Annotated in this window: 16 protein-coding genes and 1 tRNA gene; 6 read left to right on the top strand and 11 right to left on the bottom strand. The window is 70.5% G+C overall.

The window, feature by feature from the left end; translation table 11 throughout:
- The first annotated feature begins 200 nt into the window (after window positions 1–200).
- From Q0741_RS26910 to Q0741_RS26900, 3 genes are all read left to right on the top strand, one after another.
- Window positions 201–704 (top strand): NUDIX hydrolase, encoded by a 504-nt coding sequence (locus tag Q0741_RS26910; RefSeq protein WP_298236273.1) that lies wholly within the window; start codon window positions 201–203, stop codon window positions 702–704.
- A complete protein-coding gene (mnmA, locus tag Q0741_RS26905) occupies window positions 701–1,861 on the top strand; it encodes a tRNA 2-thiouridine(34) synthase MnmA (protein WP_298236272.1) in 1,161 nt (386 codons plus the stop codon). Before Q0741_RS26910 ends, mnmA begins: the two co-directional genes overlap by 4 nt.
- A gap of 160 nt (window positions 1,862–2,021) precedes the next feature.
- Window positions 2,022–2,969 carry a CysB family HTH-type transcriptional regulator gene (locus Q0741_RS26900; protein WP_298236271.1) on the top strand — a complete coding sequence of 316 codons (948 nt, stop codon included), beginning with the start codon at window positions 2,022–2,024 and terminating at the stop codon, window positions 2,967–2,969.
- A gap of 93 nt (window positions 2,970–3,062) precedes the next feature.
- Here the strand turns inward: Q0741_RS26900 and Q0741_RS26895 are convergent, their stop codons facing one another.
- The 6 genes from Q0741_RS26895 to Q0741_RS26870 all read right to left on the bottom strand — a co-directional run bounded on the left by Q0741_RS26895 (window position 3,063) and on the right by Q0741_RS26870 (window position 8,591).
- Window positions 3,063–3,662: a nitroreductase family protein gene (locus Q0741_RS26895; protein ID WP_298236270.1), complete on the bottom strand. Its 600-nt coding sequence runs from the start codon at window positions 3,660–3,662 to the stop codon at window positions 3,063–3,065.
- 59 nt (window positions 3,663–3,721) lie between these two features.
- Window positions 3,722–4,516: an amino acid ABC transporter ATP-binding protein gene (locus tag Q0741_RS26890; protein ID WP_298236269.1), complete on the bottom strand. Its 795-nt coding sequence runs from the start codon at window positions 4,514–4,516 to the stop codon at window positions 3,722–3,724.
- Between the two features lie 3 nt (window positions 4,517–4,519).
- The gene (locus tag Q0741_RS26885; protein WP_298236268.1) at window positions 4,520–5,629 is read right to left on the bottom strand and encodes an amino acid ABC transporter permease; all 1,110 of its coding nucleotides are present in this window, start codon (window positions 5,627–5,629) and stop codon (window positions 4,520–4,522) included.
- Entirely contained in the window at window positions 5,629–6,624 is a 996-nt protein-coding gene (locus tag Q0741_RS26880; RefSeq protein ID WP_298236267.1) for an ABC transporter permease subunit, read from the bottom strand. Before Q0741_RS26880 ends, Q0741_RS26885 begins: the two co-directional genes overlap by 1 nt.
- A complete protein-coding gene (locus Q0741_RS26875; protein WP_298236266.1) occupies window positions 6,582–7,610 on the bottom strand; it encodes an amino acid ABC transporter substrate-binding protein in 1,029 nt (342 codons plus the stop codon). Before Q0741_RS26875 ends, Q0741_RS26880 begins: the two co-directional genes overlap by 43 nt.
- Before the next feature lie 72 nt (window positions 7,611–7,682).
- Window positions 7,683–8,591 (bottom strand): LysR family transcriptional regulator ArgP, encoded by a 909-nt coding sequence (locus Q0741_RS26870; RefSeq protein WP_298236265.1) that lies wholly within the window; start codon window positions 8,589–8,591, stop codon window positions 7,683–7,685.
- A 119-nt stretch (window positions 8,592–8,710) separates the two neighbouring features.
- Here Q0741_RS26870 and Q0741_RS26865 point away from each other — a divergent pair, with 119 nt between their 5' ends.
- Together Q0741_RS26865 and Q0741_RS26860 are read left to right on the top strand one after the other, a co-directional pair.
- Complete coding sequence (locus tag Q0741_RS26865) at window positions 8,711–9,274, top strand: LysE family transporter (protein WP_298236264.1); 564 nt, start codon at window positions 8,711–8,713, stop codon at window positions 9,272–9,274.
- Window positions 9,275–9,398: 124 nt separating this feature from the next.
- Window positions 9,399–10,676, top strand: a complete 1,278-nt coding sequence (locus Q0741_RS26860) for an Hsp70 family protein (protein ID WP_298236263.1) — start codon at window positions 9,399–9,401, stop codon at window positions 10,674–10,676.
- A gap of 41 nt (window positions 10,677–10,717) precedes the next feature.
- On the opposite strand, the gene Q0741_RS26855 is transcribed toward Q0741_RS26860, so the two are convergent.
- The 4 genes from Q0741_RS26855 to Q0741_RS26840 all read right to left on the bottom strand — a co-directional run bounded on the left by Q0741_RS26855 (window position 10,718) and on the right by Q0741_RS26840 (window position 12,970).
- The gene (locus tag Q0741_RS26855; protein ID WP_298236262.1) at window positions 10,718–11,389 is read right to left on the bottom strand and encodes a YecA family protein; all 672 of its coding nucleotides are present in this window, start codon (window positions 11,387–11,389) and stop codon (window positions 10,718–10,720) included.
- 192 nt (window positions 11,390–11,581) lie between these two features.
- On the bottom strand, window positions 11,582–11,989 hold the full coding sequence (locus Q0741_RS26850) for a hypothetical protein (protein ID WP_298236261.1): 408 nt from the start codon (window positions 11,987–11,989) through the stop codon (window positions 11,582–11,584).
- Between the two features lie 136 nt (window positions 11,990–12,125).
- Window positions 12,126–12,719, bottom strand: coding sequence for a septal ring lytic transglycosylase RlpA family protein (locus Q0741_RS26845; protein ID WP_298236260.1), 594 nt, complete (start codon window positions 12,717–12,719; stop codon window positions 12,126–12,128).
- Between the two features lie 175 nt (window positions 12,720–12,894).
- Window positions 12,895–12,970: transfer RNA gene (locus tag Q0741_RS26840), tRNA-Arg, on the bottom strand.
- A 246-nt stretch (window positions 12,971–13,216) separates the two neighbouring features.
- Between Q0741_RS26840 and Q0741_RS26835 the strand changes: the two genes are divergently transcribed.
- The gene (locus tag Q0741_RS26835) at window positions 13,217–14,068 is read left to right on the top strand and encodes a c-type cytochrome (RefSeq protein WP_298236259.1); all 852 of its coding nucleotides are present in this window, start codon (window positions 13,217–13,219) and stop codon (window positions 14,066–14,068) included.
- A gap of 68 nt (window positions 14,069–14,136) precedes the next feature.
- On the opposite strand, the gene Q0741_RS26830 is transcribed toward Q0741_RS26835, so the two are convergent.
- Entirely contained in the window at window positions 14,137–14,706 is a 570-nt protein-coding gene (locus Q0741_RS26830) for a DUF2946 family protein (RefSeq protein WP_298236258.1), read from the bottom strand.
- Window positions 14,707–14,708 lie beyond the last annotated feature (2 nt).

Raw genomic sequence — 14,708 nt, 5'->3', positions numbered from 1 at the left:
TCTTCGCGGTCTCCGGCGTGACCGCGACCCGGGTTTCTCCCGCCGCCGTCTCCAGTGGCACTCCGATCAGCATGGCTCGTCTCCTTCCACAACCGTGAAAATTTCACATTACGCTCTTCTATACCACCTTATAGAAAGCTGCGGGTCAAAATCCGGCCTTGGTAAGGTGCTGGCGTTGGCCGGAAGCTACCATCGCGCCCATGTCAGAACGATGGAAACCCAACGTCACCGTCGCGGCGCTCATCGGCAAGGTGGTCGATGGGGAGCATCGCTTCCTGCTGGTGGAGGAGCACACGGCCGAGGGATTGCGCCTGAACAACCCGGCAGGCCATCTCAACCCGGGTGAATCGCTGCTGCAAGGCGTGGCGCGCGAGGTTCTGGAGGAGACCGGCTGTGTGTTCGTGCCCACGCAGCTCGTGGGCGCGTACCTCTCGCGCGTGTACCGGCAGGGCACGGGCGAGGACATCACCTACCTGCGCTTCGCCTTCACCGGCACGGCCAGCGCGCCGCAGCCCGGCTGGGTGCTCGATGAGGGCATCGTGCGCACGCTGTGGATGTCGCCGGCCGAAATCCGCGCCAACGCCCACCGCCATCGCAACCCGCTGCTGATGCGGGGCATCGAGGACTACCTCTCGGGCAAGCGCTACCCACTGGACCTCCTCACCACCGACCCCAGCGTCTTCGCGCCCCAGATCAAGGCATGAGCAGTACCGAGCTTTTTTCGACCGCCGCCCCGGCGGTGCACACCGGCACGCGGCCCCGCCGCGTGGTGGTGGGTCTCAGCGGCGGGGTGGACTCCGCCGTCAGTGCCTGGCTGCTCAAGCAGCAGTGCCACGAGGTGGTGGGCATCTTCATGAAGAACTGGGAGGACGACGATGACGGCGAGTACTGCTCGTCGCGCCAGGACTTCATCGACGCCGCCAGCGTGGCCGAAGTCATCGGCATCGAGATCGAGCACGTCAACTTCGCCGCCGAGTACAAGGATCGCGTCTTCGCCGAGTTCCTGCGCGAGTACCAGGCCAACCGCACGCCCAATCCCGACGTGCTGTGCAACGCCGAGATCAAGTTCAAGGCCTTCCTGGACCACGCCATGCGCCTGGGCGCCGAGAAGATCGCCACCGGCCACTATGCGCGGGTACGCGAGGTGGGCGGCGAATTCCAGCTGCTCAAGGGCCTGGATCCGCTCAAGGACCAGAGCTACTTCCTGCACCGACTCAACCAGCCGCAGCTCTCGCGCACTCTGTTCCCCGTGGGCGAACTGCCCAAGACCGAGGTGCGGCGCATCGCCGCCGAGGTCGGCCTGCCCAACGCCAAGAAGAAGGATTCCACCGGTATCTGCTTCATCGGCGAGCGCCCGTTCCGCGAGTTCCTCAACCGCTACCTCTCGAACCAGCCCGGGCCGATCAAGGACGCGCGCGGCCGCAAGATCGGCGAGCACGTGGGGCTGAGCTTCTACACCCTGGGCCAGCGCCAGGGCCTGGGCATCGGCGGCGTGAAGGAGAAGGGCGCCCCGCGCGGCGGCGGCGAGCACGAGCCCTGGTACGTCGCGCGCAAGGACCCAGCCACCAACACGCTCTACGCGGTGCAAGGCCACGACCACCCCTGGCTGCTGAGCCGCTCGCTGGTGGCGCAGGACCTGAGCTGGGTGGCGGGACGCACGCCCGCGCCCGGCGTGCTGGCGGCCAAGACGCGTTACCGCCAGTCCGATGCGCCCTGCCGGCTGTCGCTGCCCGCGCCGGACGCGATCGCGCTGCATTTCGATCAGCCGCAGTGGGCCGTCACGCCGGGGCAGTCGGCCGTGCTCTACGACGGCGAGGTCTGCCTGGGCGGCGGCGTCATCGCCTCGGCCAGCCCCGACTGACGGGGCACGCCGGCCCGGCGCCAAGGGCCGGCCTTATCCCTTCGGTGTGCAGGGACCGGCCAGTTCATACGCTAAGCGCATGTGCAAGCGCTCAACCCTTCGTTGGCTCAGAAAACGCGGTTTCAAATAATCCCAGCGAGCATCAACGACGGGAGCCGCCATGAATTTCCAGCAACTGCGATCCGTGCGCGAGGCCGTGCGCTGCGGCTTCAACCTGACCGAAGTCGCCCAGGCCCTGCACACCTCGCAGCCCGGCGTGAGCCGCCAGATCCGCGAACTGGAGCAGGAACTGGGCATCGAGATCTTCGTGCGCCAGGGCAAGCGCCTGACCGGGCTGACCGCGCCCGGGCGCGCCCTGCTGCCGGTGGTGGAGCGGCTGCTCACCGAGGCACAGAACCTGCACCGCATCGGCGAGGACTTCAGCAAGGGCGACGTGGGCACGCTCTCCATCGCCGCCACGCACTCGCAGGCGCGCTACGCGCTGCCGGCAGTGGTGCGCGACTTCCAGGCCCGCCATCCCGGCGTGAGCCTCAAGCTGCACCAGGGCTCGCCGCAGCAGATCGCGCAGATGCTGGTGAGCGGCGAGGCCGACATCGGCATTGCCACGCAGGCACTGGCCGAGCAGGACCCGCTGGTGGCGCTGTCGTGCTACCGCTGGACGCACTCGGTGGTGGTGCCGCCGGAGCACGAGCTGCTGCAAGGGCCGTTGACGCTGCAACGGCTGGCGGCCTATCCGCTCATCACCTATGACGTGGGCTACACCGGCCGCGGCACCATTGACGATGCCTTCCACCGCGCCGGGCTGAACATGCAGCTGGTGCTCAGCGCCATGGATGCCGACGTGATCAAGACCTACGTGGGTCTGGGCATGGGCGTGGGCATCGTGGCCTCCATCGCCTTCGACGAGGAGCGCGACCAGCCGCTGAGGGCCATCGACGCGCGCCACCTGTTCGCCATCAACACCACCAGCATCGGCCTGCGCCGCGGCGCGTTGCTGCGCGCCTACGCCTACGACTTCATCCAGTCCTTCGCGCCGCACCTGAAGCCCGAGATCGTGATGCAGGCCCAGGCCACGCGCGCCTCGGCGGCCGAACCGGCGCCGCTGTAAGGCCCGCTTCACTTTGGTCGTGGAATGACCCGTTCGGACTGAGGTATCGAAGCATCAGGGCGAACGAAACTCCTTCACTGGCCAGAAGCGGAATCAGCTCCCGAACTCGAACCGTCCCTCGGCCACCAGCGCCGACAGCGGCAGCCGCCCGTTGGGCCGCTCGCGCTCCTGCAGCGACGGCGGCAACTGCGACGCGTCGCCGCGCCGGCCCAGCGCCACCACGGCGTGCAGCTCATGGTCGTTGGGAATGCCCAGCAGCTCGCGCGCCATGGCGCGGTCGAAGCCGCCCATCGCATGCGCGTGCAGGCCCAGCGCCTGCGCCTGCAGCGCCAGGCTCATCCAGGCCGCGCCCGCGTCGAAGGCGTGCGAGACGATGGGCTGCGGCTGCTCCTTGCCGGGCACCACGCGTTGCGTGCGCGACAGCACCAGCACCAGCGCACCGGCCTGCGGCGCCCAGGCGCGGTTGCCCTCGGCCAGCGTGGAGGCCAGCGTCTCGAAGGCCGGCGTGCCGCGCAGGCCGTAGATGAAGCGCCAGGGCTGCAGGTTGGAACCCGAGGGCGCCCAGCGCGCGGCTTCCAGGATCGTCATCAGCGTGCCCCGGTCCAGCGCCTCGCCGGTGAAGGCGCGGGGCGACCAGCGCTCGGTGAACTGGGGATCGATACGGAAATCAGGCTGGCGCACGTCGGTGGTCATGAGCGGCATCGCGGGGTGGTTCAGGAAGGGCGGCAGTGTGCCGCGCGCAACCATTTGGTTCAGGCGTGGGGGAACCCCGGCGCCGTGCCCGCCGGGGCCAGCACCCGCTGCAGGAAGGCGCGCGTGCGGGCCTTCCGCGGCGCCTCGAAGAACTGCGCCGCCGGTGCCTGCTCGACGATCTGCCCCTCGTCCATGAACACCACGCGGTCGGCCACCGCGCGCGCAAAGCCCATCTCGTGGGTGACGCACAGCATCGCCTGGCCCTGGTCGGCCAGCGCGCGCATCACGTCCAGCACCTCCTGCACCATCTCCGGGTCCAGCGCCGAGGTGGGCTCGTCGAACAGCAGCAGCCGTGGCGCCTGCACCAGCGCCCGCGCGATGGCCACGCGCTGCTGCTGCCCGCCAGAGAGCTGCAGCGGGTACTTGTTCGCCTGCTCCGCCACCTGCACCCGCGCCAGTTGCGCCAGGGCGCGCTCGCGCACCTGCGCCCGGGGCTCGCCGGCCAGCTCGGGGCCGAGCGCCAGGTTCTCCAGCACGGTCAGGTGCGGGAACAGGTTGAACTGCTGGAACACCATCCCGACGCGCCGGCGCAGCGCCTGCAGTGCGCGCTCGTCCTCGCGCCGCCCGGGCTCGAACGCCACGCCGTCCACCGTCAGCCGGCCTTCCTCGAAGCGCTCCAGCCGGTTCACGCAGCGCAGCAGCGTGGACTTGCCGCTGCCCGATGGCCCGCACAGCACCACGCGCTCGCCGGGCTGGATCGCCAGTTCGACGTCGCGCAGCACGTGCTGGCTGCCGAACCACTTGTTGACACGCTCGAAGCGCACCAGCGGAGCCTGTTCGCGATCGTTCGCCATGGCTCAACTCCCGCGCCGCCAGCGCGCTTCCGCCCAGCGCCCGCCAGCCGACATCGCGGCGCAGCCGATGAAATAGATCGCGGTCACGAACAGGTAGCCCTCCACCTTGAACGGCCGCCACACCGGGTCGCCGCTGAGCGCCAGGCCCAGCGCGCCGGTGAGCTCGTAGAGGCTGACGATGGTCACCAGCGAGCTGTCCTTGAAGGTCGAGATGAAGCTGTTGAGCAGCGCCGGCATCACCGCGCGCAGCGCCTGCGGCAGCAGCACCAGGCGCTGCACCTGCCACGGCGTCAGGCCCAGGCTGCGCGCGGCCTGCGCTTGCGCCAGTGGCACCGACTGCAGCCCGGCGCGGATGGTCTCGGCCAGGTACGCGGCGGCAAAGAGCGACAGGCCCGCCAGCACGCGCAGCAGCACGTCCGGGTTGCTTCCCGGCGGCAGCAGCAGCGGAAAAATAAAACTCGCCATGAACAGCACCGACACCAGTGGCACGCCACGGACGAGTTCGATGTAGAGCGTGGCCAGGCCCCGCAGCAGCGGCGGTCCCGAGCGCCGCGCCAGCGCCAGCGCCACCGCGAGCGGGAAGGCCAGCGCAATGGCGACCAGCGCCAGCAGCAGCGTCAGCGGCAGTCCGCCCCACTGGTCGGTGCTGACCGGCGGCAGCCCCGCGAAGCCACCGCGCAGCAGCCCCACGCCCGCCAGCAGCCCTACCAGCCAGCCCCAGGCCAGCGCCCGTTCGCCGCCGGGATGGCCGCCGCGCAGCACGCTCCACAACGCCAGCAGCCCCCACAGCGCCAGCGTCGTGGCGGGGCGCCAGTGTTCTTCGAAGGGATAGCGGCCGAACAGGATCAGCCGGTGCTTCTCCGCCACCACGCCCCAGCAGGCGCCATGGCCGCGCGCGGCCTGGCAGGCCTCGGCGTCGGGCACCCACACCGCTTGCCACAGCCCCCAGTCCAGCAGCCGCGGCAGCGCCCAGGCTCCCAGCGCCAGGATCGCCAGCGTCGCCGCGCCGCTGAGCCAGCCGCCGAAAAGCCGCTCGCGCAGCCGCGCGGCCAGTCCTGGCGGCGGAGGCGGTCGGCGCGCCGGGATCGGTTGGAAGTCGTCCCGCGGTTCCATCAGCGCTCCCGGATCGCTGCGCGGCGGTCCAGCGCGTGCATCAGCGCCGCGGTCAGCAGCGAGGTGCACAGGTACACGGCCATGATCAGGCTGATGCATTCCAGCGCGCGCCCGGTCTGGTTCAGCGCGGTGTTGGCGATGGAGACCACGTCCGGGTAGCCGATGGCCACGGCCAGCGAGGAGTTCTTGGTCAGGTTCAGGTATTGGTTCGCCAGCGGCGGGACGATCACGCGCAGCGCCTGCGGCAGCACCACGCGCCGCAGCACCTGCGCGCGCGACAGGCCGATGCTCAACGCCGCCTCGGTCTGCCCGCGCGGCACGGCCAGCACGCCGCCGCGCACCACCTCGGCGATGAAGGCGGCGGTGTAGAGGCTCAGTCCTCCCCACAGCGCCACGAACTCGGGCGTGAGCGTGGCGCCGCCCTCCACCGCGAAGGGGCCGGGCTGCGGCAGGCTCCAGCCGCCTTCATCCGGCCAGGGCAGAGACAACCCACCCTTGCTGAGCAGGAGCCACGAACCCAGCCGCAGCGGCTCGCCCGGGTCGGGCAGGTACTCCACCAGCAGCAAATACCAGAGCAGCAGCTGCACCAGCAGCGGCACGTTGCGGAACAGCTCGACGTAGAGGCCGGCCAGGCGGCTGAGCAGCGCGTTGCGCGACAGCCGTGCCAGGCCGATGGCGCCGCCCAGCAGCGTGGCCGTGGCGATGCCCGCCAGCGCCACGCGCAGCGTGTTGAGCACGCCCACCAGGAAGGCGCGGCCGTAGCTCTGCCCGGCGTCGAAGGCGATGGGTGCCTCGCCGATGTCGAAGCCCGCGGCGTCGCCAATGAAGTCCCAGCCGGCCTGGATGCCGCGCGCGGCCATGTTGGCCAGCGTGTTGCGCGCCAGCCAGGCCAGCAGCAGTGCCAGCGCGATCAGCACCAGCGCCTGCGCCAGCCGGGCGCGCGTGGCGGGCTTCAGCGCACCGGCGGCGCGTACAGCAGGCCGCCCTGGTTCCACAGCGCGTTCTTGCCGCGGGGCAGGTCCACGGGCGTCTTCTCGCCGACGTTGCGCTCGTAGATCTCGCCGTAGTTGCCCACGGCCTTGACGGCGCGCAGCAGCCAGTCGCGGTCCAGCCCCAACAGCTTGCCCATGTCGTCGCTCTTGCCCAGCAGGCGCTGCACGACGGGGTCGGTGCTCTCGGCCTTGAGCTTGTCGGCGTTGGCCTGGGTGATGCCGGCCTCCTCGGCCTCGATCAGCCCGTACACGACCCACTTCACGATCGCGAACCACTCGTCGTCGCCGCGGCGCACCAGCGGGCCCAGCGGCTCCTTGGAGATCAGCTCGGGCAGGATCACGTGTTCCTTCGGGTCCTTGGCCTCGCGCGAGCGGATGGCGGCCAGCCCCGAGGCGTCGGTGGTGTAGGCCTGGCAGCGGCCGGAGAAGTAGGCGGCGTTGGCGGCCTCGATCTTCTCGAACACCACGGGCTTGAGGTTCAGGTTGTGGGTGCGCGAGAAGTCGGTGAGGTTCTTCTCGGTGGTGGTGCCCGACTGAAGGCAGACGCTGGCGCCCTTGAGCTGCCTGGCGCTTTTCACCTTGGTCTTGGCCGGCACCATGAAGCCCTGGCCGTCGAAGAAGTTGATGGCGGTCTGGTGCAGGCCCAGCGAGGCGTCGCGCGTGAGCGTGAAGCTGGTGTTGCGCGAGAGCACGTCCACCTCGCCGGACTGCAGCGCCGTGAAGCGCTGCTGCGAGCTCAGTGGAACCCAGCGCACCTTGTTGGCGTCGCCCAGCACCGCGGCGGCGAAGGCACGGCCGAAGTCCACGTCGAAGCCGCTCCATCGTCCCTGGCTGTCAGCGGCGGAGAAGCCCGCCACGCCCGTACTCACGCCGACCACGACCTGGTCGCGCTGCTTGATGGCGTCAAGGGTCTTGCCGGCCAGGGCCGGTGTGGCAGAGAACGCCAGCGCGGCGGCCAGCGGGGCGAGGAGGGGGGCTAGGGTTTTCATGCGGGGGAGTATGCCGGGCAGGTTGAAGGACATCGGTGTGCACACGCGCAGCGTCGGTTGCAGGCGTTTTGCCTAGCGCTCCAGCACCTGCCGCGCATGCGCCTCCAGCGCCTGGCCGATGCGGTCCAGCAGCGGCGGGGTGCCCTGCGAGCCCTCCAGCGCCCACTGGTGCCAGTACAGCGCCACCGGCACCCGCAGCTCCGGGCGCAGCTCCAGCAGCTTGCCGCTGTCCAGCGCCGCGCGCGACTGCAGCAGCGGCAGCACGCCGATGCCCCATCCCATCAGTGCCGCGCGCATGTAGGGCTCGCTGGCCGGCACGTGGCGCTCCAGCAGCCTTGGCGCGCGCAGGCCCAGCGCCAGTTCCGCCCAGCGCGTCTGCATGGCGTCCTTCCGGTTGAATACCAGGAAGGGCAGGTGCGCGAAGTTGCCTTCGTGCAGCCCCTGCGGCAGGTGCCGCTGCACGAACTCCGGGCTGGCCACGGCGCTGTAGGGCATCACGCCCAGCGGGCGCACGCTGCAGCCGCGCAGCGGTTCGCTCAGCGCGCTCACGCAGCCCAGCACCGAGCCGTCGCGCAGCCACTCGTGCGTGAAGTCCTGGTCGTCCACCACCAGCTCCAGCGCCAGGGACGGGTCCTGCCGCACCAGCGGGTCCAGGGCCGGCAGCACCCAGGTCGCCAGGCTGTCGGCGTTGACCGCGATGGGCACCTTCAGCTGCGGCAGCGGCAGGCCCAGCTCGGCCGAGGCGTCCACGCGCAAGGCTTGCCACTGGCGCGCCAGCCGCAGCAACACACGCCCGGCCGGCGTCAGGCGCAGCGGGCGCGCGCGCACCACCAGCGGCCGGCCCAGTTGCGCCTCCAGCACCCGCAGTCGCTGCGACACCGCCGATTGGGTGACGGCCAGGCGCTGCGCCGCGCGCTCGAAGCTGCCTTCGTCCGCCAGGGCCGCCAAGCAGTCGAGCGCGGCGGTGTCCAGGTCTTTCATAAGCACTGCTGATGAAGTCGCACAAGTTTTGAAGATTGTTCATGTACCGGGGGCGACTGAACACAATCGCGCCCATGTTTTCCGATGCTTCCTCCGCTTTCGTTCAGGGGTGGGCCGCCATGGCGGGTCTGATCGTCGCCATCGGCGCGCAGAACGCTTTCGTGTTGCGCCAGGGCCTGCTGCGCGCGCACGTGGCGCCGGTGGTGGCGCTGTGTGCGGTGTCGGATGCGCTGCTGGTGTTTGCGGGTGTGTTCGGCCTGGGCCAGGTGCTGCAGGCCGCCCCGGCGCTGATGGCGCCACTGCGCTGGGCCGGCGCCGCCTACCTGCTGTGGTTCGGCGCCCAGGCGGCGCGCCGGGCGTGGAACGGCACCAGCGCCCTGGCCGCGGGCGGCGCGACGCAGGGCCGGGCCGCCGTGCTGCTGACCACGGCGGCGCTGACCTGGCTCAACCCCCACGTGTGGCTGGACACGGTGTTGCTCATCGGCGCGCTGGGCGCGCAGCACGCGCAGCGCGGTGCCTTCGCGGCGGGCGCGGCCACCGCCTCGTTGATGTGGTTCACGGCGCTGGGCGTGGGTGCCGCGGTGCTGGCGCCACGCTTGGCGCAGCCGCGCACCTGGCGCTGCATCGACACCCTGGTCGCGCTGGCGCTGGCGGCGGTGGCGTGGCAGCTGCTGGCTGCGTAAGCGCGCCCGCTTGAGGCATCCGGGCTGGAGCGGGCGCGCACTGGGTCTGCCGGGAAGGGAAAAGAGGGCGCGCCTACAATCCCGCCCTTTTTTCGCGGCCGCCCCGTGCGCCGCCGTGCGTGCCATGACTTATTGCGCCATCGATTTCGGCACCTCCAACTCCGCCGTGGCCGTGCCCGACAGCGACGGTGGCACGCGGCTCGTCGCGCTGGAAGGCAGCCAGCCCACCATGCCCACGGCCGTGTTCTACGCGGTGGACCTGGACTCGACGCACCCGCCCGAACTGCACTACGGGCGTGCCGCATTGGCGGCCTACGTGGACGGCTTCGACGGCCGGCTCATGCGCTCGATGAAGAGCGTGCTGGGCTCGCCGCTGGTGACGCAGGACACCGACATCGGCGCCGGCCACCGCGTGAAGTACCAGGACGTGATCGCCGCCTTCCTGCGCCGGCTCAAGGCGCAGGCGGAAAGCCAGCTGGGCGCCCCGGTCCGCCGCGCGGTGCTGGGCCGGCCGGTGTTCTTCGTGGATGAGGACGCCGCGCGCGACGCCGCAGCGCAGGCCGCGCTGGAAGCGGCGGCGCGCTCGGTGGGTTTCGAGGAACTGCAGTTCCAGTACGAGCCCATCGCCGCGGCGCTGGACCACGAGCGCGGCGCGCAGCGCGAGGAACTCGTGCTGGTGGCCGACATCGGCGGCGGCACCTCGGACTTCTCGCTGGTGCGCGTGGGGCCGGGACGCGGCGAGCGGCTGCAGCGGCAGGACGACATCCTGGCCAGCCACGGCGTGCACGTGGCGGGCACCGACTTCGATCGCCGCATCGAACTGCTGGCGGTGCTGCCGAGCTGCGGCTTTCGTGGCCAGGGTCCCGGGGGGCGCGAAGTGCCCAGCAAGGTCTATTTCGATCTCGCCACCTGGCACCTGATCAATACCGTCTATACCGCGCCGCGCGTGGCGGAACTGCGCGGCATGCGCGACTTCTATGCCGATCTGGTCCAGCACCGGCGCCTGATGAAGGTGGTGCAGCAGCACCTGGGACATGCGCTGGGGACGCTGGCGGAAGGGGCCAAGATCGACGTGGCGCACTCGGGGCATGCGCGCATCGACCTGTCGCTGCTGGAGCCGGGCCTGGCCTCGGAGCTCGATGAAACGCAGGCCCTGCAGGCGCTGGACGCCGACCTGCAGCGCATCGCCGACGCGGCCGTGGAGACGGTGCGCCGCGCCGGCGTGGCGCCGGCCGAAGTAGATGCGCTCTATTTCACCGGCGGCTCCACGGGCTTGAAGCCGCTGACCGACCGCATCGCCGCTGCCTTCCCGGCCGCGCGCAGCGTGCGCGGCGAGCGCTTCGCCAGCGTGGCGCAGGGACTAGGGTTGCACGCGGCGCGCTGCTTCGGCGCCGCGCAGTGAAGGGCGTCCCGCGTCCGGCCCGGGCGCGGGGGGAGGCAGGCTCAGCGCCGCGGGGGCGGGCGGCGTCCGGGCGGTGGTCCGGGGCGCCGAGGTGTCTTGCGCGCGGGCGGCTGGGCCTTGCGCGGGCGCGAGACGTCGGCCAGCAGCAGGCTGGCGCGCACCAGCATTTCCACCGCTTCGGCCATGTTGGCTGGCGGCTCCAGGGTCTCGATCTCGGCCAGCAGTTCATCAGCGTCTTCCAAGTCCTCGGGATCGAGGTGCATGAACAGCTGCGCCAGCGGCTCCAGCAGGGCGGGACCGTCGATGCGCATGAGCGCGGGGAAGAACTCCATGGCGGTGGCAAAGCCGGCCACCCAGGGCATCACGGCCTCGGAGGGGCTGGCGTCCTCGTCCAGTTCCCACACCCAGGGATCGAACCACTGGCGCTGCGCGATGGCGCGCTCCAACTCGGCGTGGCGGCGGCGCACCAGGGCATGCAGCCGCTGCAGCGAGGCGCTGGGCGGGACCTCGCGGCCATCGACGTCGGTGATGTGGCGCAGCCACTGCGCGGCGGGCACGGTCTGCGGTTGAAGCAGCACGCCGACCAGGTAACCGTCGGTCATCGACACGTCCAGCGGCTCCAGCGGCGCGGGCAGCGCATCGAGCAGCTGTTCCAGTTCGGCCAGCTCGCGCTCGTCCAGTGGGGAAAGTTCGGGGGCGGAACGCGGGATCATGGCCGCATTGTCCCTTGTGTCAGGGGTATGGTCCTGCCAGGGCTTGCCTAAATTGCCGATGTTGCTTGGGCCGCCATGCGGCGCGCCCGATCTGCCGATCCCAACGACGTCCTTTCCGAGGACTTCAAACGCCTTCCCCGCAAGGGGCGGGCGTTTTTTTTGGCAGACCGGGCGCGCCGCTCGCGGTTTTTCCTACATGCGCCAGTCCAGGCGCTGGGGCTGCGAACCCAGGTGCAGGCTGCGTTCCTGTACCGTCCCGCCGATGCGGGCTTGCACCCGGTAGTCGCCCGGCGGCAGGTTCACCATCAGCAACGGGCCGGCCTGTTGCACCTCCAGCAGCGATGTGCCGTGGGCGTTGGCGATGCGCACGCTGTCGGGGACCGCGTAGGCGCCGCCGTCGGCGCTGAAGACGATCAGTAACGGGAACTGCGGCCATTGCGCCATCAGCTGCGAGCGCTCTTCGTCGCCGGCGCCGCCGCTGAGGTATTTCACGGCCTCGGACGCCTGCGGGGCGCTACGGCCTTCCGGCACTTGCTGGGTCCAGGCCGCGCCGCTGCACAGCGCCAGCCACAACGCCGCCATTGGGCCGAGCCGTTTCATGCATCACCTCTGCATCGACTGTTCGGATGCGAAGCAGGCTAAGGGCGGAGGCGGGGCGCGTCTGTCAGCCGGCGGCGCCGGGACTTGTGGGACAGGGCTGACAAGGCCCCGGAACGCCGCGTCCCGAACGCGGAGTTCAGAACGCCTTGTCGTTGCGAGCCGAAAGCGTGAGCAGCGGCTTGGTAGGCAACGCTGCGCGCTCCTGTGGCCAGTGGCTGCCACGGCGCTCGACGTCAGGGAGATGCTCGATCTCCACCACTCTCGGGCCGCGCACGATGCCCAGCATCACGGCGGCAGCGTAGCTGAGGTCGATCACGTGTCTCTTGTGGAACGGGCCGCGGTCGTTGATGCGCACAACCACTTCGCGGCCGTTGGCCGGATTGCGCACCCGCGCATAGCTGGGGATGGGCAGGGTGGGGTGCGCCGCCGTCAGCGCGTGTCGGTTGTAGCGCTCGCCGCTGGCGGTGCGGCGGCCGTGGAAGCGGTGCGCATACCAGGAGGCGCGGCCACGTTGCACCTTCGTCCTGGCCGCGGCCGGCTGCACCACGGAAGAGGGCACCTGCACCGTATCGGCGGCATGGGTGACGGTGGCGGGGGTGGTTTGCGGTGCCGGCGGGCTTACGGGCGGCGCAGGCGGTGCCACGTTCGCGACGGAAGAATCCTGGCTCGTGGCACAGCCTGCCAGGAACACCAGCAATGCACCGGCGAGGTGGTTCGTGATGCGAGGCATCGGCGGCTCCTACGTCTGTGCGGCCCGGCAGCGGCCGGTACCCCGACCACCGAACGCGCCGTACTGCGGACCGCGGCATGTACGCACGGCCTGAAGAACTGTGGGGCTCTTTCAGACGCCTTTCCCAAGACCCGGGCCCATTGCAGGCCGTGAAAGGCATCTGTGTCTGCTGATTTGGCGCGCCTGGCTGGGATCGAACCAGCAACCCCTGCCTTCGGAGGGCAGTACTCTATCCATTGAGCTACAGGCGCCGAAACCGCCATTGTAGCCATGCTCGTGAAGGCCGGGCGGCGCGCGCTGGCAATAACGGCTGGCACGTACCCGGCGTCCGGGTTCGCGGGGCACTCCGCACGGTTCGGTCGAGCCGGCTGCCGGCGGGGTACACCACCCGGGTAATCCCCGTCCTGAGGGGGTGCATCGATATAATTCCAAGGTTTTGCGCCTCTCTGGCGCAGACCGTTTTGTTCCCGGCCGCAGCCGGCAGACCTCCAGCCACCATGACCAGCAACAGCCACCACACTCCTGACCACGAAGCGCCGCACGAAGGTCCGATCAAGACGCCGAAGCAGCTGATCTGGGCCGTGCTGTTCGCGTTCCTCGTGCCCATCCTCGGCATCGTGCTGCTCGTGACCTACGTCGGCGCCGGCAAGAAGCCTGGTGCGGGTACCGACATCCTGGCCGAGGAGGCCGTGGCGCGTCGCATTCAGCCTGTGGGCACGGTAGACCTCCGCCTGGCTGTCGCGGGTGGTGGTGTGCTCAAGACCGGCGAGCAGGTGTTCCAGGCCCAGTGCGCGGCCTGCCACGGCACCGGTGCCGCCGGCGCGCCCAAGTTCGGCGACGCAGATGCCTGGGGCCCGCGCATCAAGAGCGGCTACGAGGCCCTGCTGGCCTCGGCGCTCAAGGGTAAGGGCGCCATGCCGCCGCAGGGTGGCGCGCTCAGCGACGTGGAAGTGGGCCGTGCCGTGGTCTACATGGCCAACAAGGGCGGTGCCAATTTCGCCGAGCCCAAGGCGCCCGCCGGTGCCGAGGCCCCGGCGGCAGCCGCTGCGCCGGCTGATGCGGCCCCTGCCGCTGCACCGGCTGCTGCCGCCGCTCCCGCGGCCGAGACCGGCGTTGCGGCCCCGGCTCTGTACACGCAGTCCTGTCAGACCTGCCACGGCGCTGGCATCGCCGGCGCGCCCAAGGTGGGTGATAAAGCCGCCTGGGCGCCGCGCGTGGCACAAGGCATCGATGCGCTGACGGCCAGCGCCATCAAGGGCAAGGGCGCCATGCCGCCCAAGGGCGGTACCACCGCCTCCGATGCCGACATCAAGGCCGTGGTGACCTACATGGCCAACGCGTCCAAGTAAGGTTTCGCCATCCCACGAAAAAGCCGGCCCTCGGGCCGGCTTTTTCGTGTCCGCGCTTGTGGCGCGACTCAGCCGCGCGGGGGCTGTGGCGGACGGGGCTTCTCTTCCCACCGGTCCACGATGGCCAGCGGGCTGAGGCGGTAGTTGAAGCGGGCAGGCAGCTCTTCGAAGCCCAGCTCGCCGTTGAGCGTCCACAGCCCTTGCTCCAGCGCCTGCGCCGCCAGGGGCACGTCGTGGCTGTGCACCAGACCCAGGCCGAGGTCAGTGTCGAGGAACAGCCGGCCCTGCTCATCGAGCCAGGCGCCGCGCCACTGCGCGGGTGCGCCGGTGTGGGACTGCACGTTGAAAGCCTCGTCCAGCCGCCACACCCACGGCGCAGCTTCGAGCTCCACGTACACCCGCTGCGGCCCGTTCTGGAAGAACCAGGCACCGGCGCCGTCACACAGGTAGTTGCGCCCGATGAAGGCGCATAGCCCTTCATGCTCGATGCGGCTGCCCCGGGACTGCGGAAAGGGGCCGGCGGCCTGCGTCGCCTCGTCACGCAGATACCAGTGGCCCCGGGCGTCCAGTCCCAGCCAGCCGCGGGCATGCGGCACATCGGGCCACTTGCGCAGCGCGGCCTTGACGATCTCGTCCATGG

Source organism: uncultured Azohydromonas sp., from assembly GCF_937926365.1.
Lineage (GTDB): Bacteria > Pseudomonadota > Gammaproteobacteria > Burkholderiales > Burkholderiaceae_C > Azohydromonas.
The sequence above is the reverse complement of the archived record's forward strand: the minus strand, read 5'-3'. Positions and strand labels throughout refer to the sequence as shown.